23 protein-coding genes and 2 pseudogenes are annotated in these 22921 nt (G+C 68.5%); 12 read left to right on the top strand and 13 right to left on the bottom strand.

What is annotated here, in order from left to right:
• Positions 1–85 precede the first annotated feature (85 nt).
• From CHC09_RS36855 to CHC09_RS36830, 6 genes are all read left to right on the top strand, one after another.
• Positions 86–502, top strand: a complete 417-nt coding sequence (locus tag CHC09_RS36855; protein ID WP_089297900.1) for an STAS domain-containing protein — start codon at positions 86–88, stop codon at positions 500–502.
• Positions 503–1063: 561 nt separating this feature from the next.
• Positions 1064–2077 carry a serine/threonine-protein kinase gene (locus CHC09_RS36850; protein WP_179277429.1) on the top strand — a complete coding sequence of 338 codons (1014 nt, stop codon included), beginning with the start codon at positions 1064–1066 and terminating at the stop codon, positions 2075–2077.
• Between the two features lie 658 nt (positions 2078–2735).
• Entirely contained in the window at positions 2736–3584 is an 849-nt protein-coding gene (locus tag CHC09_RS36845; protein ID WP_089297898.1) for a slipin family protein, read from the top strand.
• A gap of 67 nt (positions 3585–3651) precedes the next feature.
• On the top strand, positions 3652–6057 hold the full coding sequence (locus CHC09_RS36840) for a phosphoketolase family protein (protein ID WP_089297897.1): 2406 nt from the start codon (positions 3652–3654) through the stop codon (positions 6055–6057).
• A 36-nt stretch (positions 6058–6093) separates the two neighbouring features.
• Entirely contained in the window at positions 6094–7095 is a 1002-nt protein-coding gene (locus tag CHC09_RS36835) for an Acg family FMN-binding oxidoreductase (protein WP_089297896.1), read from the top strand.
• A gap of 48 nt (positions 7096–7143) precedes the next feature.
• Complete coding sequence (locus CHC09_RS36830; protein WP_143232790.1) at positions 7144–7566, top strand: cation-transporting P-type ATPase; 423 nt, start codon at positions 7144–7146, stop codon at positions 7564–7566.
• A 15-nt stretch (positions 7567–7581) separates the two neighbouring features.
• Here CHC09_RS36830 and CHC09_RS36825 read toward each other — a convergent pair whose 3' ends face one another.
• Positions 7582–7806: a three-helix bundle dimerization domain-containing protein gene (locus CHC09_RS36825; protein WP_089297894.1), complete on the bottom strand. Its 225-nt coding sequence runs from the start codon at positions 7804–7806 to the stop codon at positions 7582–7584.
• Positions 7807–8284: 478 nt separating this feature from the next.
• On the opposite strand from CHC09_RS36825, the gene CHC09_RS36820 reads away from it, so the two are divergent.
• Positions 8285–9325 carry a zinc-dependent alcohol dehydrogenase family protein gene (locus CHC09_RS36820; RefSeq protein ID WP_089297893.1) on the top strand — a complete coding sequence of 347 codons (1041 nt, stop codon included), beginning with the start codon at positions 8285–8287 and terminating at the stop codon, positions 9323–9325.
• A gap of 120 nt (positions 9326–9445) precedes the next feature.
• Here the strand turns inward: CHC09_RS36820 and CHC09_RS36815 are convergent, their stop codons facing one another.
• The 3 genes from CHC09_RS36815 to CHC09_RS36805 all read right to left on the bottom strand — a co-directional run bounded on the left by CHC09_RS36815 (position 9446) and on the right by CHC09_RS36805 (position 11885).
• Positions 9446–9640 carry a hypothetical protein gene (locus tag CHC09_RS36815; protein ID WP_089297892.1) on the bottom strand — a complete coding sequence of 65 codons (195 nt, stop codon included), beginning with the start codon at positions 9638–9640 and terminating at the stop codon, positions 9446–9448.
• 497 nt (positions 9641–10137) lie between these two features.
• Positions 10138–11340, bottom strand: coding sequence for a GAF domain-containing protein (locus CHC09_RS36810; RefSeq protein ID WP_239138778.1), 1203 nt, complete (start codon positions 11338–11340; stop codon positions 10138–10140).
• A 341-nt stretch (positions 11341–11681) separates the two neighbouring features.
• On the bottom strand, positions 11682–11885 hold the full coding sequence (locus CHC09_RS36805; protein ID WP_089297891.1) for a cold-shock protein: 204 nt from the start codon (positions 11883–11885) through the stop codon (positions 11682–11684).
• An 865-nt stretch (positions 11886–12750) separates the two neighbouring features.
• Between CHC09_RS36805 and CHC09_RS36800 the strand changes: the two genes are divergently transcribed.
• Positions 12751–13023: a hypothetical protein gene (locus CHC09_RS36800; RefSeq protein WP_089297890.1), complete on the top strand. Its 273-nt coding sequence runs from the start codon at positions 12751–12753 to the stop codon at positions 13021–13023.
• A 77-nt stretch (positions 13024–13100) separates the two neighbouring features.
• On the opposite strand, the gene CHC09_RS36795 is transcribed toward CHC09_RS36800, so the two are convergent.
• On the bottom strand, positions 13101–13406 hold the full coding sequence (locus CHC09_RS36795) for a MerR family transcriptional regulator (RefSeq protein ID WP_089297889.1): 306 nt from the start codon (positions 13404–13406) through the stop codon (positions 13101–13103).
• Between the two features lie 680 nt (positions 13407–14086).
• Between CHC09_RS36795 and CHC09_RS48105 the strand changes: the two genes are divergently transcribed.
• Positions 14087–14977: a DUF3618 domain-containing protein gene (locus CHC09_RS48105; RefSeq protein ID WP_239138777.1), complete on the top strand. Its 891-nt coding sequence runs from the start codon at positions 14087–14089 to the stop codon at positions 14975–14977.
• A 56-nt stretch (positions 14978–15033) separates the two neighbouring features.
• Here CHC09_RS48105 and CHC09_RS36785 read toward each other — a convergent pair whose 3' ends face one another.
• Both CHC09_RS36785 and CHC09_RS47265 read right to left on the bottom strand, forming a co-directional pair.
• Positions 15034–15450, bottom strand: a complete 417-nt coding sequence (locus tag CHC09_RS36785; RefSeq protein WP_307833949.1) for a transposase — start codon at positions 15448–15450, stop codon at positions 15034–15036.
• A gap of 12 nt (positions 15451–15462) precedes the next feature.
• Positions 15463–15672, bottom strand: coding sequence for a hypothetical protein (locus tag CHC09_RS47265; RefSeq protein ID WP_203833365.1), 210 nt, complete (start codon positions 15670–15672; stop codon positions 15463–15465).
• A 101-nt stretch (positions 15673–15773) separates the two neighbouring features.
• Here CHC09_RS47265 and CHC09_RS48930 point away from each other — a divergent pair.
• Positions 15774–15881, top strand: a pseudogene (locus tag CHC09_RS48930) (IS982 family transposase); the annotation flags it as partial.
• Between the two features lie 44 nt (positions 15882–15925).
• On the opposite strand, the gene CHC09_RS45725 reads toward CHC09_RS48930, so the two are convergent.
• Positions 15926–16129 carry a hypothetical protein gene (locus CHC09_RS45725; protein WP_143232789.1) on the bottom strand — a complete coding sequence of 68 codons (204 nt, stop codon included), beginning with the start codon at positions 16127–16129 and terminating at the stop codon, positions 15926–15928.
• A gap of 245 nt (positions 16130–16374) precedes the next feature.
• Between CHC09_RS45725 and CHC09_RS36775 the strand changes: the two genes are divergently transcribed.
• On the top strand, positions 16375–16767 hold the full coding sequence (locus CHC09_RS36775) for a hypothetical protein (RefSeq protein WP_143232788.1): 393 nt from the start codon (positions 16375–16377) through the stop codon (positions 16765–16767).
• Positions 16768–17037: 270 nt separating this feature from the next.
• Complete coding sequence (locus CHC09_RS36770) at positions 17038–17907, top strand: hypothetical protein (protein ID WP_089297887.1); 870 nt, start codon at positions 17038–17040, stop codon at positions 17905–17907.
• 22 nt (positions 17908–17929) lie between these two features.
• Here CHC09_RS36770 and CHC09_RS48925 read toward each other — a convergent pair.
• From CHC09_RS48925 to CHC09_RS36750, 5 genes and pseudogenes are all read right to left on the bottom strand, one after another.
• Positions 17930–18308 (bottom strand): annotated as a pseudogene (locus tag CHC09_RS48925) (IS982 family transposase); the annotation flags it as partial.
• 410 nt (positions 18309–18718) lie between these two features.
• Complete coding sequence (locus CHC09_RS36760) at positions 18719–19876, bottom strand: AI-2E family transporter (RefSeq protein WP_239138776.1); 1158 nt, start codon at positions 19874–19876, stop codon at positions 18719–18721.
• A 9-nt stretch (positions 19877–19885) separates the two neighbouring features.
• Positions 19886–20389 carry an STAS domain-containing protein gene (locus tag CHC09_RS45720; RefSeq protein ID WP_143232787.1) on the bottom strand — a complete coding sequence of 168 codons (504 nt, stop codon included), beginning with the start codon at positions 20387–20389 and terminating at the stop codon, positions 19886–19888.
• A 240-nt stretch (positions 20390–20629) separates the two neighbouring features.
• On the bottom strand, positions 20630–21637 hold the full coding sequence (locus tag CHC09_RS36755; RefSeq protein WP_342352368.1) for a diacylglycerol/lipid kinase family protein: 1008 nt from the start codon (positions 21635–21637) through the stop codon (positions 20630–20632).
• A gap of 78 nt (positions 21638–21715) precedes the next feature.
• Complete coding sequence (locus CHC09_RS36750; RefSeq protein ID WP_089297919.1) at positions 21716–22630, bottom strand: alpha/beta fold hydrolase; 915 nt, start codon at positions 22628–22630, stop codon at positions 21716–21718.
• Positions 22631–22921 lie beyond the last annotated feature (291 nt).

The raw sequence follows: 22921 nt of genomic DNA, 5'->3' as shown, positions 1-22921 counted from the left end.
TACCGGTTGTTGCCTCCCCGGCCATGGGTCCAGACCCTGCCCACCCCATCACGCATTCCCTGGAAGCCGTTGGGCTGGAGGAACCATGCTCACCTCACTCACGCCAGTGACCCCGTCGTCGCAGCTGACCATCAATCCGAGTTGCTCATCGGCGGGCGCCGTCCGGGTCGCCGTGGCCGGCGAGATCGATCTGTCGACCACCGGCATGCTGCAGGCCAGGCTACTCACCGTCCTGTACACACTGCATCCCCACCGCATCGAGGTCGATCTCGCCAATGTCCCGTTCATGGACTGCAGCGGGCTCACCGTCCTCGTCGCCGTGGGTCTTGCCGCCACCCGCACCGGATGCCAACTGCGGATCACGAACCCGCAGCCCATCGTGCTTCGGGTCCTGGACCTGACCGGGCTGCGCGGTTCCCTCACCGCAGAGTTCGACCCGGCACCGCTCGTGGCCACCGCTGCGGAGGTGACCGTGTCGGCCGGCATCCTGGTCGCCGCCTAATCCGAGCCGCCGCGCCCCGGCGGGGCTGCGACACCCGCTGGCACCACCGTTCACCAGGCCGCACGCACCGCCGCTCTCCTCCAAACTTTGATCACACGCATCGTCGGTCATCCATCGATGCGTCCGCCGGCGTTCACACCGGCAATGCCTCTCGCCGCCCGGCCCCCGCGGTCAACGACCAGCGACTCCCGGCGCTCCACCAGAGGCGCCGCCCCGGCCGGCACCCCTGCGGCGTGTCCCACAAAGGCGTCCATCACCATGACCTTTACTCTCGCCGCGCCAACAGCGAACACCCCGTGTGCCACCTCCCCCACCAGACCAGCGACGCCCGCCTATCAACCTCGCGAGACCACGGTGGATACCGGACCCCGGCCCGACCGCGGCCAACCGGCTGACATTCACAGCGGCGCGCCGACGGCCGCAGAAGAACCGCCGCGCCGCCGCGCCGACCGCCCACCGCGCCGGCCCGACTCGGTCGGGCCGCGTGTCGCGGCGGCTCCGACCTCGCCAGCCCTGCGTCCGACGGACACTCGCCCGCTTCGCAGGACGGACCCGGTCAGTGTGGACGGCTACCGATTGCTGTCGCGCCTCGGTTCCGGCGGGATGGCCGACGTATACCTGGCCGATACACCCACCGGCCGCCCGGTCGCGGTGAAAGTCCTCCGCGCCAACACCGGCGCGACCGAGGCATGCCGGAGGGAATATCGAATAGCATCCACCATCGACGCGAAAAGCACCCCGCCAGTACTGGCCTACGGAACGTCGGAGGCAGGCTCCTACCTGGTCATCGCCTACCTTCCCGGCTACCGGTGCGCCACCACCTTGGCCGGCGGACCGATCACGCCCGGCCGACTGTGGCGGTTCGGATCGGCATTGGCCCGTACCCTCGCCGCAGTCCACACCCGAAGTGTCGTGCACTGCGATGTCAAACCGTCCAACCTGCTGGTCCGCGACGACGACGTACGCATCATCGACTTCGGCATCGCCCGGCACGTCGGGCAACACGCCCACGGCGGAATCGTCGAATGCAGCCGCGGCTGGGCCGCACCGGAACAACTCTGGAACACCGCGGCGACGCCGGCAGTGGACGTCTTCGCCTGGGGTTGCCTACTCGCCCAACTGGCCAGCGGCATCCACCCCTTCGCCAGCCAGAGCGAACAAGAATGGATCCTGCGGCTGCAATCAGCACAACCGGACCTGTTCGACCTGCCACCAGGCCTGGACAACCTGATCCGCGCGGCACTGGCACGCAACCCGCGTGACCGGCCCACCGCCCACGAACTGACCGCGATCTGCCAGCACCGCGTAGACAACCCCGCCGCAGGTCGGCCCCGCGACAGCTCGGCGCGCCAGCACCTTCAGACCCGATCCGGCGACTGTCACGTTAACGGCTCTGTCTCGGGAAAAGGCCGACAAAAAAGGACCCACACCATGGGCACCTCGCTGGCGGCCCACTTCACTCGGCGAGAGGTCCAGGGAAACGGGCCGGGAGCAATCCCGACGCCGCGCCCTGGGTCAGAAACCTGGATGGAACGGCAGCGATTCAACCGGCCGGGGCGATCTGGGCGATTCTGACGGGTCCGTCACGTACAGCGTGGTGTTGTCGACCGTCATACGGTTGGCTGTTACGCGGCGGGCCCGATGACAACGGTGTACTGGCTGAACGCGCCGCATCGGCGTGCACGGTTCGGGCAGACCGACCGCGCACGCTGTGTGGGACTACGTGAGCCAGGTGTTGCGTCGCACCAGGGGGGATTCGCGATCGTTGGCGATGTTGACCATCGCACTCACATTCCTTCGGAGTGTTCATGGCGCAGGTTCCGCAGCACGTCGAGCGCAGCCACGGATCGATCGGATATCGGCGCCACCTACTCAGGGCGGTAGCCGTGCTCCTGTACGGATTTCGAAGCCGTTCGAGACCACCTCAACGGCGGCAGGATCCACGCTCGGTGGAGACGTCGACGGTGACGGCGGGCTCAACGGCCACCGGGATCCAGGGCGACAATTCGACCGTACGCGCATCACGCCGGGACTGCTCGGCCGATCGGCGCCCGCTGCCGGCCAGCGTGAACAGGCGTAGGGTCAGAGTGTCGCCCGAGACCCCGGTGGCCCGGTATTTGGCCGCTGCGAGTGTCTCGACGTTTCTTCGCCCACGCAGCGATCAGGTGCGCACCTCACCCAGACTGTTCTCGGGCACGAATATCCGGCTGCGGCCGAAGTCAGGATCTCCACCATGTGGTACCTGTGGCTAGCCCTCATCCTCATGTTGCTCTTCATCGTTGCGTCCCTCGCGGTGAAGGTCGTCAAGCAGTATGAGCAGGGCGTCCTGTTCCGCCTCGGCAAGGTCATCGGGGTTCGCCAGGCCGGCCTCACGTTGATCATCCCGTTCGTGGACGTGCTGAACCGGGTGAGCCTGCGGATCGTCACCATGCCGATCCAGTCGCAGGGCATCATCACCCGCGACAACGTCAGCGTCGATGTCTCCGCCGTCGCCTACTACCGGATCGTCGACGCCGAGAAGTCCGTCGTCGCGATCGAGAACGTCGGCGCGGCGATCAACCAGATCGCCCAGACCACCCTGCGCAAGGTCGTCGGCCAGCACACCCTCGACGAAACCCTGTCCGAGACCGACCGGATCAACATCGACATCAAGACGATCCTGGACGTCGCCACCGAGGACTGGGGCGTGCAGGTCACCCTGGTCGAACTCAAGGACATCCAGCTTCCCGAGAGCATGAAACGGGCCATGGCGCGACAGGCCGAAGCCGAGCGGGAGAAACGCGCGAAGATCATCGCCGCCGAGGGTGAGGCCCTCGCCGCCGACGCGCTCGGATCGGCCGCGGACATCATGATGGCCCACCCCCTCGCGTTGCAGCTACGCAACCTGCAAACCCTGGTCGAGTTGGGCGTCGACAAGAACAGCACCGTCGTATTCCCGGCGCCGCTGATGAGCACCATCGGCGAACTCGGCACCTTCCTGGCCCGCGAGAACAACGCAGCGTCCGCCGTCGCGCCGTCCACCTCCGGCCGAGGCGTCACGCCGGTGGTCAACGGCACACCACTGGCGACGACAACCCCGTGAGCATCGCGCACGCGACCCGGCCGTGCCCGCTCCATGCCGGCACCAGCAGGAAGACGGCGGTTTCCCGATGACCACGACCCGAACCACATCCTCGGACGACACCCGCGCCCTCGGCGTGGTCGCAGGTGAGCCGCTGAGCGCCGAGGAGCTCCGGCGGATCGACGCGTACTGGCGGGCCGCCAACTATCTGTCCGTCGGGCAGATCTACCTGATGGGCAACCCGCTGCTGCGCGAGCCGCTGCAACCGGCCCAGGTCAAACCGCGGTTGCTCGGGCACTGGGGCACCACCCCCGGCTTGAACCTGCTCTACGCCCACCTGTCACGGATCATCGCGGCCCGTGGCAGGGAGGTCATCTACGTGACCGGGCCGGGTCACGGCGGTCCCGGGCTGGTCGCGAACACCTGGCTGGAAGGGACGTACTCCGAGGTCTACCCGCGGATCTCCCAGGACCTCACCGGCATGCAGAGGCTGTTCACCCAGTTCTCGTTCCCCGGCGGCATCCCGTCACACGTCGCACCCGAGACACCCGGCTCGATCCATGAGGGCGGCGAACTCGGCTACTCGCTGTCGCACGCCTACGGCGCCGCCCTGGACAACCCGGACCTCGTCGTGGCCTGTGTGATCGGCGACGGCGAGGCCGAGACGGGCCCGCTGGCCGCGTCATGGCACTCGAACAAGTTCCTCGACCCGGTCGGCGACGGCGCGGTCCTGCCGATCCTGCACCTCAACGGCTACAAGATCGCCAACCCGACGGTGCTGGCGCGCATCGGCGACGCCGAACTGTGCGCGCTCCTTGAGGGGTACGGTCACAAGCCGTACCTCGTCGACGGCGACGACCCGACGACGGTCCACCAACTGCTCGCCGCGACCCTTGACACGGTCTTCGACGAGATCACCGAGATCCAGCGGGCCGCCCGCGAGGGCGACGTCACCGACCGCCCGCGCTGGCCGATGATCGTGCTGCGTACCCCGAAAGGTTGGACCGGCCCGAAAGTCGTCGACGGCCTCCCGGTCGAGGGAACCTGGCGCGCCCACCAGGTTCCGCTGACGGCGGCCCGCGACGACGCCGCGCACCTCGACGCCCTGCACGCCTGGATGACCTCATATCGGCCCGACGAGCTGTTCGACACCGACGGCACCCCGCAGCCCTGGATCGTCGACTGGCTACCCCGCGGTGACCTGCGCATGTCGGCGAACCCGCACGCCAACGGCGGCCGGTACCCCCGCGACCTGGAACTGCCCGCCTTCCGCGACTACGCGGTCAAGGCCGGCGAGACCGCCGAGGCGACCCGGGTGCTCGGCGGCTGGCTGCGCGACGTACTCACCGCGAACGCCGAGTACCGCAACTTCCGGTTGGTCGGCCCCGACGAGACCGAGTCGAACCGGCTCGGCGCGGTCCTCGACACCACCGGCAAGGCCTGGCAGGCCCGGGTCGACGACGTGGACCAGCACCTGGACCGGCACGGCCGGGTCATGGAGATCCTGTCCGAGACCACCTGCCAGGGCTGGCTGGAGGGATACCTGCTGACCGGCCGGCACGGCCTGTTCTCCTGCTACGAGGCGTTCATCCACATCGTCGACTCGATGGTCAACCAGCACGCCAAATGGCTCAAGACCACCCGGCACCTCGGCTGGCGCAAACCGGTCCCGTCGCTGAACTACCTGCTCACCTCCCACGTCTGGCGCCAGGACCACAACGGCACCTCCCACCAGGACCCCGGCTTCATCGACCACGTCGTCAACAAGAAAGCCGAGGTCGTCCGGGTCTACCTGCCGCCGGACGCCAACACCCTGCTCTCGGTCGCCGACCACTGCCTGCGCAGCCGCGACTACATCAACGTCATCGTCGCCGGCAAACAACCCGCACCGACCTGGCTCGACATGGACGACGCCGCCCTGCACTGCGCCCGCGGCCTCGGCATCTGGGACTGGGCAAGCAACGACGACGGCGACCCCGACGTCGTCCTAGCCGCCGCCGGCGACGTACCGACATGCGAGATCCTCGCCACGACGGACCTGCTGCGGCAGCACCTGCCCGACCTCAAGGTCCGGGTGGTCAACGTCGTCGACCTGATGCGCCTGCAACCGGTCTCCGAACACCCGCACGGCCTGCCGGACCCCGAGTTCGACGCCATCTTCACCACCGATCGGCCGGTCATCATGGCCTACCACGGCTACCCGTGGCTGATCCACCGCCTCACCTACCGGCGCACCAACCACCACAACCTGCACGTCCGCGGCTACAAGGAGGAAGGCACCACGACCACGCCGTTCGACATGCTCGTCGTCAACGACATGGACCGGTTCCACCTCGTCATGGACGTCATCGACCGCGTCCCCGGCCGCGGCCGCAAGGCCGCCGTGCTGCGCCAGCAGATGGTCGACAAACGCGCCGAACACCGCGCATACGTACGGCGTACCGGCGAAGACCTACCCGAGATCCGCGACTGGACCTGGCCGCACACGCCCTGACGGGCCCAACGTTCAGCACACCGGAAGGAACCCGATATGAGCACCGAAGCGTCGATCCGGGCCGACGACACCCGCGCCGAGGCCCGGGCGCTGTCGACCGCCGCGACCACGGCCGGGCACGCCCCATCGATCCACAACACACAACCCTGGCGCTGGCGTCTCACCAGCAACGAACTCAACCTCTACCTCGATCACAGCCGTGGGGCCGAAGTCACCGACCCCCACTCCCGGCTCGCCATCCTCAGCTGCGGGGCCGCACTGCACCACGCCCTGGTCAGCCTCACCGCCGACGGCTGGCACACCATCCTCGCGCGCATGCCGGACCCCGCACACCCCGATCACCTCGCGCGGTTACGCCTCGACCACCGGATCCCGGTCAGTCTCGAAGCGCGACGCCACCGGCAGACCATCAGGCTGCGGCACACCGACCGCCGGCCCACCGCGGGCACCACAACAGACGCCGACGAGCTGAACGCGATCGTCGCAGTCGTCAAATCCGCCGGCGCGGGCCTGCACATACTGCGTCCCGACCAGGTGCTCGAGCTGGCCAGCGCAGCCGACCAGGCGCAACGCGCCGAGAACGCGGACATCACCTGGCAGACGGAGGTCAACTACTGGACCGGCGGCACCCGGCCACTGGGCAGCGGCATCCCGGACGCCGCCATCCCGGACCAGGACGCCCAGACGACCGTGCCGGGCCGCGACTTCGGCCACCACGGCGACCTGCCCATCTCCACAGCGCACGAGAACGCCGCCACGTTCGCGATCCTCTACGGACCCGAGGACGGCGAGGTCGACTGGCTCCGCGCCGGCGAAGCACTGTCGGCCGCCTGGCTCACCGCCACCGAACTCGGCCTGTCAGTCCTGCCGCTGAGCGCCACCATCGAAGTGGCCGTCACCCGGGAACGCATCCGGCACCTGCTCGCCGGCCTCGGCCACCCGCACCTCGTGCTGCGGATCACCACCGGCGATCCGGCCGGCACCGCCGCCCCACACACACCACGACTACCCGCGGACCAGGTCATCGAACGGTTCTGACGCGGGCCACGCGGAGCTTCACCACGATCCAGCATGGCGAGAAACGCCATGACCGTACCCAACCTGCAGGTCGCTCCGGATGCATCGGACATCACCCGGCCACCCGCGAGGGCCGGCACAACGCACCTCGCCGCGCCGGATGCGGACGGCCTGTCGTCGGGTGACGCCGCTCAGCGGCTGGCTCGCGACGGCGGCAACGTGCTGCCGAGCCGCCGCCCGCCGCCGTTGTGGCGCCGGGTCGTGTCCCAACTGCGTGACCCGCTCGTGCTGGTCCTGCTCGCCGCCGCCGGTTCCACGCTGGCCACCGCCGACTTCACCGACGCGTCGGTGATCCTGTTCGTGATCGTCGTGAACACCACGGTCGGGGTGGTCTCTGGCATGAACGCTCCTGTTTCCTCGGGCGTAGGGGTGCAGATCCATCGCGGCCCGCTGTCCGTCACCGACTGCGGTCAGGGACACAGGGCAATGTAATTCGGCGCGGAATGCCTAGCGACTTGGGACCGGTGTTTCGATCGACCGGCGCACGAGACGCTCGACGAAAATGCTGACAAAACTGCGGATACGGGCGGTAGCAAAGTCACGATAGAACCCGCGTACCCGGCTGTCGAGGTCGGCGCTTGAGATCTGATCTCTGGTATAGCGTCGCTCGAGCCGACCGACGATCTCATCGATTTGGTCATCGTCGGTCCGGTCAATTATCTGCGCGGCCATCCGGCCAGATTCTGTCCCGGGCGGAACTGGAAATGCAGGCTGGGCGGCATGTTGGCGGACACGTTGTTCCGGCATCGTTTCACGGCCTCATCTCGTTGGATTCAAGCCTTGCACGCCTGTCGTGTGCCGGCTCCGATGCGGGCATGAACAATGAAAGTTGGCAGGAGTTGACAAGGTCGATTCATTGAGGTGGATACCGGCCCGCCAGGGACGGGACTAAATCCTCTGCCTGACGTCGCGACGGCGGAAAACAGTGGGGATGTGACACCGGCCGCGCTGGAGAGCGTGAGGAGGCGTACGGTCAAGGCGTCACTCCGGTCCCCGGTGGCTGTCCGCACCGCCGCTCGCCGACCCTTCTGCTGAGCCGCAGGATTCATCGACCAAGTCGCCCACCATGGCGCGCTCTTCGCCGTAGGCGGCTTGTCTTTTATGACATGGCGCCATCACCTGGGCATCATCGACCTTTGAAAGGCTGGTCATGAAGGCACTCGTCTATCACGGTCCTGGACAAAAAAGCTGGGACGACGTTCCGGATTCCCGTATCGTCGACGACACCGACGCGATTATCGGCGTCGACGCCACCACGATCTGCGGCACCGACCTGCATATTCTCAAAGGTGATCTGCCGGATATCACGTCTGGCCGGATCCTCGGCCACGAGGCCGTCGGCACCGTCGAGGCCGTCGGCTCGGCCGTCACTACGGTCAAACCCGGTGATCGGGTTGTGGTCTCGTGCATCAGCGCCTGCGGTCGCTGCCGTTACTGCCGAGAGGCCGGCTACGGGCAATGCCTCGGTGGTGGCGGCTGGATTCTCGGCCACAAGATTGACGGCACCCAGGCCGATTTCGCGCGAGTTCCGTTCGCCGACACCTCGACCTACCTGATCCCTGCCGGTCTGGACGACGAAGCGGTGCTGATGCTCTCCGACATCCTGCCGACCGGCTACGAGGTCGGTGTCGTCAACGGCGGCATCCGGGCCGGTGACACCGTGGTGATCGTCGGCGCCGGACCGATCGGACTGTCCGCGATCATGAGCGCCCGGCTCTACAGCCCCAGTCACATCATCGCTATCGACCTCGCCGACACCCGGTTGGAGGCCGCGAAACAGTTCGGCGCGGACGTCACGGTCAACCCGGCCCGGCAGGATCCGGCACAGATCATCGCCGGGCTCACCGAGGGACTCGGCGCCGACGTCGTGATCGAAGCCGTCGGGCTGAGCGACACCTTCGAGATGTGCACCCGCCTGGTACGCCCGGGCGGGCACGTCGCCAACGTCGGCGTCCATGGCGGACCGGCGACGCTGCACCTGGAAGACCTGTGGACGCGCAACGTCACCATCACGACCGGCCTCGTCGACACCTGGTCCACCCCGACGCTGCTGAAGCTGCTGCGCACGGGACAACTCGCCCCGCAGAAATTCATCACCCACCGGTTCGCGCTCGAACAGGTCGTCGACGCCTACGAGGTGTTCAGCCGCGCCGGCGACACCGGCGCACTCAAAGTTCTGCTGCACAAGTAGCGGCCCGTTGCAGGTGCGGCAACGCCGACCAGCTCACCCTGTCGGTCAGCCGGCAGCGGATGCCAGCATGCCCACACCCACCTGTAGGCGACCACGACGTCGCGCGCCGCACCGTTGGCGTTACGGACCCGACGTCACCGCTGGTCGCCCGCCGGATGTCCCGGGTGGACGGATGAGGCGGTCCAGGCGGCTGGCGGCGGCGCCGACGATGAGCAGGTCCGTCATGTCGACCGGCTGGGTGCCGGGAAGGTCGCGCAGTGCCGGTAGGTACACGGCGGCGAGTTCGCGCAGCGGTGCGCCGGCGACGGCCGCCATCAGCCTCGGGTCTGCCCGGCTGCCGGGCCCGGCGCGTGAGCCGAGGGTTCCTCGATTTGGTGGTCCTGGTGCGGCACGTGGCTCACAGTTGGCGGGCGACGGTGGTGAGCATGGTCTACACGATCAGTTCGCTTTGTTGTACGCATTCGGGTTCGGTGCTCACGTTGGTCCAGAAGGTGCCGGCGGTCGGATAGTGCGCGGTGGTCCGCCATGCGTAGCCGGGATGCCGGTGTTGCATCCGGCGGATGGCCAGCGTTCCGAGTCCCAGGCCACGATATCGGTCGTCGACCTCGAGTTTGCGGACCAGGCCGCGCGGCCGCCACCTGCCGCGGCCGCGTCCAGCAGCGGCTGTCCGCGCCCTCGGCTGAGCTGGCAGCCCTCGGGCGATCCTGTTCATGGACAGCGCGCTGGCTATAGCAGCCCGTCCCTATCCGGCAGGCGTTGTCCGTGGCGTTACCGCCACGGTGTCACGGCCAGCAGCAGGCGCATCTGTCCGTTTACCGTTGGCCGGATCGGTTGAGGTAGGCGGCCAGGCCGCCGAGTTGTTCGCTGGCGATGAACACCGACCGGACGTTAATAATCGCTTCCTCGACGTGGGTGAGGCAGCCCCATGCCGAGTCGCCCCACGAGTCAGCGATCTTGATCTCGGCGGGTTCGGTACAGTCAGCGGCGCCGCCGAGCTGGCAGTGCTTCGGGTGGGGCCGGTCGGCCAACGCGGCGGCGGCGGCGCGCATCCGGGCATTGAGTTCCGCGGCGGCCTCGGCGCGCTGCTCAGCCTCCGCGCGTAGTTGGCGTTCGGCGCGGACGGTCTTGGCCAGCTCCTGCAGAGCCGATTTGGCACTGGCCTCGGCTGCTTGTTTCGCCTGTTCGATGTGGTGTCGTTCGATCGCCAGGGCCGCGGTGCCGGCGAACAGCCGGGCCAGGGCGAGGTCGATGTCCTCAGGGGTGCGTGGGATGCGGTGGTACATGGCGAAGGTGCCCAGCAGATGGCCGTCGCGGGCCAGGATCGGCATCGACCAGCAGGCGGCCAGGCCGGCCGCCTCGGCCAGGTCCCGGAACGCGTCCCACGCCGGGTCGGTGGTGATGTTGCTGGTGATGACCGGTTCACGGCGGTGGGCTGCGGTGCCGCAGGAGCCGATGCCGTCACCGGTGGCGATCCCGTCGATGGCCTGGTTGTAGAAGCCGGGCAGGCTCGGTGCGGCGCCGTGCAGCAGGTGCCGGCCGTCGGGGTCGGCGAGCAGGATGGAGACAAGCGTTCCGTGTGGGGAGAGGTTCTCGATGCTGCGGGCCATGCCGTCGAGCACCTCGGGCAGTGGCGCTTGCCGGGCGATCTGCTCCAGCAGGGCGCGGTGTTTGGTCATGAGCCGTTGCGCGTGTTTGATCTGAGTGGTTTCCACGCCGATCATCCGGATACCGGTCACGGTGCCGTCGGCTGCGCGTCGCGGTTCGAAGGTGAAGTCGAAGTATGCCTCCCGCGCCTGCGCTCCGCGGCCCAGCAGCATGCGGGCGTCGTGGCCGGTGTAGGGCTCACCGGTGCGGTACACCTGGTCGAGCAGGTCGAGGAAGCCCTGGTCGGCCAGTTCAGGCATCAGGTCGGCGAGCGGGATCCCGGCGCGGGCCCGGTCCTCGCCGAGGGCGGCGAAGAACGCGGGGTTCGCGGTCTCCAGCACGTGCGCCGGCCCGGACAGCACGGCGAACACGGCGATGGACTGGCCGAACAGGGCGCGCAGGTTCGCGTCGGCTGGCTGCCCGCCGCTTACCGGGTTCTCGTGAGCCGATCACTGGTCTGGTAGCGCCGTCATGATGGTGGTGCCTCTCGTCTGCGAATGCGCGGGCCTGGCCGATGGCCGGTCGGCCCTGTGCGGGTGGCCGGGGAAGGTCACGGTGCTGAGGCCGAGGCGGCGACGCGTTCCACGACCCGGTACACGGCGGGCCGGAGACGGCGAAAAGTCCGGCGAGTTCGGCGACGGTGTGCACCGCCCGCGGAAATGCCGAACGGCGGCCCGCTGAACCAGTCGGGCCGCCGTTCGCAGAATGTGGGTCAGAGCGGGCGGATGTTCTCCGCCTGCAGGCCCTTCTGGCCCTGGGTGACGTCGAACTCCACCCGCTGGTTCTCATCGAGGCTGCGGAAGCCGCTCGACGCGATCGCGGAGAAGTGGGCGAAGACGTCGGCGCCGCCGTCGTCCTGAGTGATGAAGCCGAAGCCCTTGTCGCCGTTGAACCACTTCACGGTACCTGTAGCCATGTCTGCTCCTTCGCAGGCTGTTCGAGACCGCGGTGTGCGGACTCTTACGCCGCCGCGTTGATCGCCCGCGCCGAACCGACACGACAAAACGAAAAAGCGCCTGGAAGGGTTTCAGATAACCCCATCAGGCGCTGGAAACGTCTACGGAAATCAAAACTGCAACACGGAGACCGTAGCACAGAACGGGTAGCAGTCCCGGTCTCCCTGTGTGCGTCTCTGTCCTGGCGGCGCAGCATCGCGGCGACGAACGGTGGCGGCAGGACACCTCGCCGTGTGCACGCAGGATCCCGGTGTCCGCGTCGACCAGGTCGACGTGCAGCCGCAGATGCAGGTTCCGGGGGCGCTTCGGTGCCGGGTAGCCCGGACGGATAGCCGGCCTCCTGCCGGCACGCATGCCAGGGCTGGCATTGCCGGCTCAGGCCTGCGCCGAGGCGGCAGCAGAGCATCAGCACATTGGGCTCGACAATGAGCGCGAACTCCGCCGCGCCGGTACGCCCGTGCACCGCGTCGATCTCGGCCTGGCTCGGCAGCACGAACGACAGCAGCGGCTCCACGCCGCGGGTGGACAACCGCCACGACAGGCCCTCCGGCAGACCCGGCCGGGTCGGGTCGGGTCGTAAAGCTGCCCGATCGCGAGCGGCAGCGTCTGGGGCACCCCGCCACGGTAGACACAGCCCGCAGTTGGTGTCCGCCGATCGGCCAGGGTCGGGACCGGTCATGCCGCTCGACAGCTCGCTTGATGTAGGGGCTCGGCGCATCGCCGCAGGGGTAGGGAGGGTGGTTATCTTCTTCTGGTCATCTTCTTCTGGTTCCCGCCCAGCCGCGGCGCGGTATGACACGCACGGATTGCGGGAAGGGCGGGCAGATGGCGGGGCAGGAGTTCAGCGGCCGGGAGAAGATGCGTACCGCTGCGGTGATGCGATCGACGGCACAGCAACTGCGCCGCGCCGCGGCACGGCTGCATGCCGGCGCGGTCGCCGCGCGTAGCGGGAGAGCAGCGGCACGGTTGCGAGCTCTCGGTGATGCGGTACTGGTGCAGGCGGACGCGATCGCGCAGCGCGCCGATCGTCTGGCGCCGGCGGCCGGTGACGACGGGCAGACGTTCCTGCCCGTCGACGAGGATCGGCCCCTGCCCTGACAGCGTTGAGAGCAGGGGGCGGCTGGTTCGCGTCACCTCGGGGATTACCTGCCCGCGTGTGATGGGCAGGACGGTGGTCAGTCGTCGGGCCGGCGGGACTGATTGAGGCGCAGGGCCTCGGCGAGCTGGTCTTCGAGGATGATGATGCGGCAGGCGGATACCAGGTCGGTGCCCTGGTCGCACATCTCCCGCGCCCGGCCGGCCAGCCGGAGTTGGTAGCGGGAGTAGCGGCGGTGCCCGCCGCCGGACCGCAGCGGGTCGATCAGTTTCGCGTCGCCGAGCCGGCGCAGGAAATCCGGCGTGCAGCCGATGATCTCCGCGGCGCGGCCCATCGTGTAGGCGGGGTAGTCCTCATCATCGAGCATGTCATCGGGTTGGCCCATGAACACCTTCCATCACGAGGGCCCCGGCGCTTGAAAGCGCCGGGGCCCAAGGGTTGCGGGTCTTACACCATCTACCGACAGGAGCGTCGGCTTGTCGTTTCCGCACCAGCCCAGGGTTCGGACCTCGGGTGCGAGGATCGCGTAAGCGTGACCGGAGACCACCTCTCGTTCGATGGAAACTGCGGTGTCCGCGCCCAACCCATCACATGCGGCCGGTAGCGGGCGATCCAACGGTGCGCAGCCCTCCCTTTCCTCTGACTTCCATCTATATCTATCCACAACCTTGTACCGGTCCGCCGGTGCCGGAACCCCACGCGACTTCATGGCCCCGAACACGTGCGACGAACGTTCCCTGCCTGCGGCGAAGCCCTGACACCACTTCGGCCCCGCCACCTCGAGCACCCGGGAAACCTGCACCAACAAACCCGGGATCCTGCTGAACTCTGCTGTCACTGCGTCGTGCCTGGTACCTCGAACTGCGACATGCCTGAACCGGATCGTTGTCGGTCCAGTTCCTTCGCCTCAGCAGGGCGGTTCTCGTCCGCGTCTTTTGTGATGCTTCGTTCTCGACCAGAGGAACGTTAACCGACGACGGCGAGCATGTCTACTCGCTCCGGCATAGATTTTGTGAACGGCGGTGCTTGGTGTTGCGAGCCCCCGGCGCCCATGCGCTGGTACGGATGGGCGAGCGCATCATGCGGGTCGGTCATGAACTTGGCGAAGGCCGGATCCCCCGGCCCGTGTGCCTCGCCGACGAATACGCCCTGTCGATCGTCATCATGAACACCGACCCACCAAGCGCCGGCGACGTTCTCGACATGTATCGGGGCCTCAATCACCGCGATCCGCAGGACTGGGATGACGACGAGGAGTCGGTGTGGGACTGGCGCGATCAGATGCTCAGCGCCCTACTTCCTCCGGAAGAAGCAAATGACTATCGGCGCCACGACCTGCTAATCATGGAAGCCCACGGCCAGGGCATCTACGACACCGCCCACCCGCGCCATCCCTTGCGCTGGTTCGACCGCGACGACCTACGCGAGCGGTGCGAGTCGTCACTCGCCTACGTGAGGCTGTCCGGGAAGGAGCAGGACGCACTGACCACGAAAGCGCTGAAACGTGTCAGCAGTTCGATGAAGCCGAAGCCTCGAGAAAAGCCGCAAGCAGCGAGGACGGCATTCATGACTTCTTCCCAGGTTCCCACCCAGTCGCGGCACCTACGTGACGAGATCGAGCAGACCCGCACCGGCCTCGGTGACACCGTGCAGGCGCTGGCGGCCAAGACCGACGTCAAGACCCGCGCCCGGCAGGCGCTCAGTGGCACCGGTGGCCGGATCCGGCAACAACTGGCAGCGGCGAAGGGCAAGACCGGGCAGGCCGCGAGCACCGTGAAGGGCCGGGCTGTCGAGGCGAGCCGGAATCCCACGGTGCGCCGAGCGCTGCCGCCGACGGCGATCGCCGCTGCTGTCGCGGCCGTGATCGGCACGGCGGTCGTCGTCACCCGGCGGCGGCAGGCCGCGGCACGCCGTGCCCGCTTGCGGCCTACGTCGTGGCTACGACTGCACCGCTGAACCGCCCCAGGGCGCATCCCAGCAGATCTCGTCCCGCCCTCCTGGTGCGTCGTTCCTTAAATCTTGTACGTGGCTTTCAGGCGGTTGACGCGTTCGGTGGCGGCGGTCGCCCCCCAGATCCAGGGTTTGGCCTTCGCGTTGAGCTGACCGGTGGCTACCGCTGTCACGGTGCGGATGTCGCTGCCGCTGGCTAACTGCTGGCCGGCGAGTCCTTGCCGACGGAACATCCGCCACCATGGCTCCTGCAGATTGAGCCAGCAGGCGTTCTCGGGGATGAACACCTGCCGGATCCGCGGATGCCCGAGGGTCCATTCGCGGGTCGATACCGAGGTGTGCGAGGACAGGTTGTCGGTGACCACAACGATCTCTCCGGCCGGATTGCCCTTCTCCAGCAGTGTGAGAAAGTCCTGGTAGCAGAGGCTGTTACGCCGGTCGGCGCACATCGTGACCGCGTGCCCGTCACGGATGCGCAGCCCGCCGTAGACCTAGGTCTTGGCCGGTTCACGCCAGTAGGCGACTTCTTCCTTGACCCGGTTGCCGTCGGCGGTCCAGCCGGGCTGAGCCGGGTAGACGCGCGGGATCAGTGGGCCGAGTTCGTCGACGCAGACGACCGTGGTGTTCTCCGGCGCACGGGTGTAGAGCTCGATGACGGCTGTTCTTTTGGGACGAACTGCGGGTCCTTGGACACCGCCCATGAGCGGACCTGTCGCCATCGGGCCCCGTCGGCCAACAGTATCCGCCGTACCTGGGAACGCCCGACCTGGATGCCTTGGGCGTTGGCGGCCTCGGTCAGCGCGTCGGCGCCCGCATCGCCCAGCGACTGTTCGCCATGACCGCCGCGATCTGGCACAACCGCACCACCGGACAGCCCCTGACCAGGTCATTAATCGCGTGCGACCACTGACTTCCGTTAGGACTTACTCGTCTAGCTGGACCTCACGCTCGTCGTCACTCCTGCCGGTACTTCCGCCAAGTTTCAGACGCGGTCATGATTCCCAGCGTCCAAGGATCGGCGCTCCCGGTATCGATCTCGGCCCATACCTTCGCGTTGGCCTCAGCAAAGGCCGTTACGCCCCGAACTGTCGCGGTCCGCCAGGTCGGTACCTGCTCGGCTTGCTTCGGGGTGCGGCCGGCAACGATCAGCCAGCTCATCCAGCCGTCGCCTTCGCCCTGGAACGCATTCGCCCCGGCGATTCGCCGACGACCATACACACAATACGGTTGCCGCGCTCCCGTTCGACCAGTCTTGCATTCTTACGTTTGATTTATATGATCTTCGTGATTTGCCCACGTGACTTTCCGATCGCTCACGTCGTTACCGATACCGAGTGGCCGACATCGCTTGTTCCGGAAGAACCGGAGTATTAAAGCGAGGCCGACGGCGAGGGGTGAGGCCGATGCCGGGCCGGAGGGTCGAGCGCACGCCGCGTGCGGCGTCGGGTGCCGTGGCGGCGGTGCTCGTGAAGGCGAGCGGCGGCATCCGGGCCTTCCGTGCCCTCGCCGGCCACAGGCCGACTCGGCGCGCCAAGCCCCCTCCCCGGGCACACGCCCATCGGCATGCCCCGGCCGCCCGGCCGGTCGCGCCGGAGGCGATCCCGGAGGACCTGCCCGGTGGTGACGGATCCGCGCCGACGCGGATGAACCTCGGGGCGGTCAGCGGCATCCCGGCCGGTGGACCGCGATCCTCCACGGAGAGCGGCCCGTCGGCCGTTCCTCCGGCCGGAATCGCGAGCGCTCCGGTGGCCTGCCACCGCTGCCCGGTCGCGCCCGGTGACGACCGTCTCACCTGACTGGTGATGGCCGCCGGCGGCGTACCTCGGACAGGCGCCGTGCTCTCCGACGGGCCGTGATTCCCGAACCGTTTACGCACGAGGGCGAATCGCGCGCGCCCGAGCCATTACCGCAGCACCAGGCGACACCTCATGGGCGCACCTCGACGAGCGGGTCCCCGGACAGACAAAACGCCCCAGGACACCGCTGCACCAAAAAACAACGTTCCAGAATCGACAATTGAATACGCGGAAACCCGTACTGACCATTTGGAAAGGGAGCTCGTTCTCATGAAGAAGATGTGGGTTCGTAAGGCGCTGAGCGTCGGGATCATGACGGCCGGAGCGTTGTTGCTGGCCCCGGCGGCCGCCCAGGCCGGGACCGCCCTCGGCACGCAGTCGGTCAACCCGCGCGGCACCGTCGTCCGCGCGCCGGTGCCGGTGCCGGCGCCCCCACCGGTCGGTGGCCCGGTGGCCCGTCCATTCGGAGTCCCGCTGGCCCGCCCGGCCGGAGTCCTGGTGGCCCGCCCGGTGGCCCGCCCGTTCGAAGTCCCGGTCGGTGTCCCGGTCCCGGTGGCCCGCCCGGTCGATGTCCCGGTGGCCCGCCCGTTCGGAGTCCCGGTCGGTGTCCCGGCGCCGGTGGCCCGCCCGGTCAATGTCCCGGTGGCCCGCCCGTTCGAAGTCCCGGTCGATGTCCCGGTCCCGGTGGCCCGCCCGGTCAATGTCCCGGTGGCCCGCCCGTTCGGAGTCCCGGTGCCGGTGGCCCGCCCGGTCGATGTCCCGGTGGCCCGCCCGGTCGCAGTCCCGGTCGATGTCGCGGTACCGGTCGTCGATGTCCCGGTGGCCCGCCCGGTCGCCCGCCCGGTCGATGTCCCGGTACCGGTCGCCCGCCCGGTCAATGTCCCGGTGGCCCGCCCGTTCCGAGTCCCGGTCGATGTCCCGGTGGCTCGCCCGGTCGCAGTCCCGGTCGGTGTCCGGGTACCGGTGGCCCGCCCGTTCGGAGTCCCGGTCACCCGCCCGGTCGGTGTCCCGGTACCGGTGGCCCGCCCGTTCGGAGTCCCGGTGGCTCGCCCGGTCGCAGTCCCGGTCGGAGTCCCGGTGGCCCGCCCGTTCGCGGTCCCGGTCGGCGGCATTCCCCCTCGGCTGGCGCCTCGGAACTAAGACGCGTAAGTCATAACTGAGGTCAGTGGTCGCACGCGATTAAGGACCTGGTCAGGGGCTGTCCGGTGGTGCGGTTATGCCAGATCGCGGCGGTCATGGCGAGCAGTCGCTGGGCGATGCGGGCGCCGACGCCTTCGATGCTGCGGCCGCCATGCAATTCAAGATCGAGTTGGCCTCTGAGTGTCTTTGACCGACTCGATTAACTGGCGGACGGGTTTGAGCAGGGGTTCGTCGGGATGTGGGGTCCGGTTGCGGTAGGAGCGCCGCAGCAGCCGGGCTCCGCGTTCGGCCAGCCAGCGGTCGAGTTCAGCGGAGACGCAGCCCTTGTACGCGATGATCAGCTGTCCTGGCCGGGCGGTGAGCAGGCCGGGGTCGTCCTCCAAAGCGGCGATTAGGACCCGCAGCTGAGTTGGTGGCAGCGGACTGGGTGCCGCGGGCGCCCGTCCGGCCCGCGGCCCCTCCGGTGGTGTTCTCCAGCCCTGGCGCCGTCGACGGCCCAGCCACTGAGCTTCGGCCACACCCGAAAGTGCGCCGCTCGACTACCTGACCAATCCAGTCGGGTTCGTTCGTCCGCAGCGTTTGAGGCGGGCGGGCTCTGTCAGCCGACGAGGGCGGGCACGCCCATACCCGGCGCGCATTAGCCGTTGGCGCCAGCCCCGATGTTGCTTCGGCCGGTGACGCCCGTCCACGGGCGCTTGGTTGCACGGTTCGTCGCGGAAGATCAGATCGAGGCTGCGTCGGATGGGCGACCGGGCAGGAGCGCGGTATGGGACAGCCGCTCGCTGAGTTCGAGCCAGCCGACGCTGCGGATTCAGCGGGTCGGCGCGGCTTCACCGGCGGCCGGGTGCCGCGGGAGCTGCAGGGCGTGATCGGACGAGTCGGGGTCATCGACGTACGAGACCGGCGGGTATTCCGTGTCGGCCGTGAGCCGGCTGCGGTGGGTGTCCCGGAGGTCCCGGGCGATGATCTGGATGATCCCGGCGACCGGGATAGCCAGCAGCGCACCCAGGATGCCCGCCAGATCCACCCCGATCAGGATCGCGAGGAGCACCGCCAGCGGGTTGAGTTTCACCGTCCGGGCGAAGATCAGCGGCTGCAGCAGATGGTTCTCCACCTGCTGATAGACCACGAAGAAGACGATGACCACGATGCCCGCGGTCACCGACTGGGTGAACGCGGCAACAACGCCGACCACCGCCCCCAGCGTCGCACCGACCAGCGGAATCAGGTCGACCAGCCCGACGAACAGGGCGATCAGCCCGGCGAACGGGACCCCGAGGACCGCCAGTACGGCATAGGTGAGCAGGCCGCAGACCACGCTGATGAGCAGGTTACCGGTCAGGTAGCCGGTCACCGTCTTGGCGCAGTCGTGGCCGACCCGGCGAATCCGCTCCGCCCGCCGCCGGTCGAACAGGCCGAGGAAACCGTCGACGACCTTGTTGGCCTCCAGCACCATCAGATACGCCAGAACGAAGATCGTGACCACAGCCGCCACACTGGTCGCAGCGCCGCGCAGCACCACCAGGGTGGGCGCACCGAGACCGGCAGCGTAGCCGCGCAGCTGCTCGGCGTGGCTCTGCAGATAGTCCAACACATGGAACCGCTCGGCCAGAGCACCGACCGGGCCCCGCCCAGCACGGACGTCCGTGATCAGCTTCGGCAGATCACCGGCCAGCTGAGCACCCTCGCGGGCCAGCGGAACGACGAAGACCGCGATCAGCCCGCCGATGAACGCGAACGCCAGCAGGAACACCAGCAGGGTGGCGAGCCACCGCCGGCGCCGCACCACGCGACGCTCCACCCAGCTCGCCGCCGGATGCAGGGCCACCGCGAAGAACACCGCGATCACGATCCAGGTCAGCACCTGCCGGGTCTGGTATGCCAGCAACAGCAGCAGCACAGTCGCGAGGACGAGGCCGATGACGACCATCGTGTACCGCGCGACCGTACGGTTGTCGACGGGACGCACGCCCTCGATCTACCCGGGCTGTGAGCAGGCAAACGGAAACAGTCTCGCTGGTGATGTCGCGGGTACCGCACGCTCGTCACCAGCGTGAACAGCCGGGAAAGCCCGGCGGATCATCCGCCTGCCGGGGCCGGCACGGCGCCGCGCCGGCCAGCGCATCGATGCGGGACGGGCTCGGCCATCGACCCGGCCCTGGTCGATGAGGTGCGCCATCTCGGTGATGGTGAGGACCAGGCTGATGAGCGGCTGAGGGTGGCGTATCGCCAGGGACGAGCGGCCGTGCAATTGGTCTTGCGTTCTGGCCAGCCAGTTCGGCAGTGCTGATCCCGCGAAGCCGAGTTGGCCGAGCTCGACGACGACTCGCAGCGGGGCCAGACCGATCAGATGGTCAGTGACCTCGGCCAGCATGGGCGCGGCGTCCAAATCGAGCTCGCCGGCGACGCAGATCTCTACCACCTGCGCTGAACTTGGATTGCTCACCGTGACGGTGCAATCGGATGACATGTACTGCGGCATATCTCACCCCACGAGCGGCTGGTTGTGCGCCAGGGTCTGGGGCCGCGGCTCGCCACGAGCCGCATCGTTGACGGTACGCGTCTGCAGTGTGCTGGTCGATCCCGATCTCCCGTCAGACCTGAACCTGGTCGACGACCGGACGACGGTGGAGACAGGTGCCGGTCGGAGTTCGGTCTGCATGCTGACATTGCCACCCGCATAGTCCAGCGAGGTCGACCCGAGCGCGAACCACGGAGGTAGTCAGACGGCGGGCAGAGAGTGACGGTCACGCATTCGTGGCGTGCGGATGTCGTCGGCGGCGCGACTGGTCGCCTCGGCGTCCTGGGCGAGGTCGGGGTCGGCGGCCGGTTGCGGGACGCACAGCAGCAGCGCCTGCGGGCGTACGGTGACCAGTAGCTCCTTACCGGGATCGATGAGGTCGCCGTCGAGTTGGCGGGGTTGCACGTGCTTGCTGCGGATCTCGACCCGGGTCGCGGTGTAGGTCTCCATGCGCGGCACGGTTTCCTTGCGGCGCAGCACACTCCAGCCGAGGGTGAGCCAGTGGCGCAGGGTCCGCGGGCTGAGGATGGCGACGTCGAGCAGTCCGTCGTCGGGCTGGGCGTCGGCGAGCAGTCGCAGGCCGCCCTGGAGCCGTCCGACGTTGCCGACGATGACGGTGCGCGGGCGGCGGGTCAGCGGCGGCCGGTCATCGAGGGTGATGCGTACGCGCATGGGGCGGTCGCGCAGGTGGCGGGCGGCTCCGGCGGCGTAGGCGAGCCAGCCGATGTGCTTCTTGGCGGTGTCGTTGGTCGCGTCGAGCATGTGGGCGTCGAAGCCCATGCCCGCCATGACCGCGAAGCTCTGTTCGCCGACGGTGCCGACGTCGATGCGGCGGCGCCCGCCTTGCAGGACGACCTCGATGCCGGTCGCGAGGTCGCCGGTGAGCCCGAGGTTGGCGGCGAGCAGATTGCCGGTGCCCGCGGGCAGCACGGCCAGCGCGATGTCGGTGCCGGCAAGGGCGGTGACGCAAGCCATCACGGTGCCGTCGCCACCGCAGGCGAAGACGAGTTCGGCGCCGTCGCGGGCGGCTTGGGTGGCCTGGCCGGCGCCGGGGTCGTCGGCAGTGGTCTCCAGCCACATCGGCTCCGGCCACCCCTTGGCGGTCAGCGCGCCGGTGATGGTCCGGCGCAGCTCATCGAGGTCGGCGACCTTCATCGGGTTGACCACGACGGCGCAGCGCAGGGAACGGGTCGATGGCAGTGCGTTCACAGCAAGTCCTCAAATTCGGGAAACGGGCAGCGGCTCAGTGGTCACAGGCCATGAGGAATCGCACGGTGTCAACGGGGATCACGATGCGGTGAGCAGGTCGCGCCAGTGCGATTCGGCGTACCGAAATGGTTTCGTCGTGTCAAGGAACCGGTACAGAGCGGGCAGGAGCCGGTCGGCGGCGGTCTCGTGCGGGTAGTGGCCGGCTCCGCTGATCTCGAGCAGTTGCGGGTCGGTCAGCAGGTTCGCCGCGGCCCGGTGATGCGCGGGCGGGATGGTCCTGTCGTCGCTTCCCCAGGCAAGCAGAGTGGGCAGGCCGGTGAGTTGTCGCAGATGCCGGACGGCGCTGACGGTCTGCCCACGCCAGTCGATCACGGTCTTGGCGGTGCGGATGAAGGTACGCCGCTGTCCCGGGTGGATGAGGCGGTGCAGCCCTTCGGCCAGTGGGCGGGCATCGGGTCCGGCCAACAGCCACGGCGTGACCGCCGACGCCAGCGACAATGCCCGCCGGGTGAGCGGTTCGGGCATTCGGGCCAGCCCGGCGACGACGGTTTCGGCGCCGGGCAGGGTGGCGGCGCGCAGCATCGGGGTGAGCTGCGGGCCGAGGCCGCCGCTGCTGATCAGCACCAGTCGTTCGATGCGTTCGGGGAACTGGTAGGCGAACTGCAAGGCGACGCCGCCGCCGAGGCTGTGGCCGATGACGGTGGCCGAGGAGTGGCCGAGGACGACCAGCAGGTCGCGCAGCGACGCGGCGAGCGCCCCGAGGGAGTAGTCGCCGGCCGGCGCGTCGGATTCGCCGTGTCCGGGCAGGTCGGGCGCGATGACCGTGTACCTGGTGGCGAGATCGCCGAGGAGGTGGTCCCAGGTGCGGCGGCTGCCGCCGAGGCCGTGGATCAGGAGCAGTGGTTCGCCGGCGCCGGCGACGGTGTAGGCGATCGCAGCGTCACCGATCCGGGCTCGGTCGTCGCGGCGTGTCCGGTCGCGGTCAGGCGTCATGGTCACCTGTTCCGCCGGTGGTGGGAGCGGCGGTCTGCTGGTGGCCGCCCGGGGCGTACCGGCGCAGCGGTACGGCCGGCGTGCGGATCAAGGGCTTGGAAATGGCTCATGGTCAGATCTCCGTCGTGGCGGGCCGGGACGCGGTTCGCAGGAGTGTTCGCCCGCGGGCGTCGGGTGCCGGCCAGCCCGGGACGGCATCCCCCTCGGCTGCCGCCCCGGGCTGGTCGACGGAGTAACGCAGACGAGCCCGGGTCCGGGCAGACGAGGAACGAAGCGGCCATCGGCCGGAGA

It is taken from the genome of Actinoplanes regularis (assembly GCF_900188005.1).
GTDB lineage: Bacteria > Actinomycetota > Actinomycetes > Mycobacteriales > Micromonosporaceae > Actinoplanes > Actinoplanes regularis.
The sequence above is the reverse complement of the archived record's forward strand: the minus strand, read 5'-3'. Positions and strand labels throughout refer to the sequence as shown.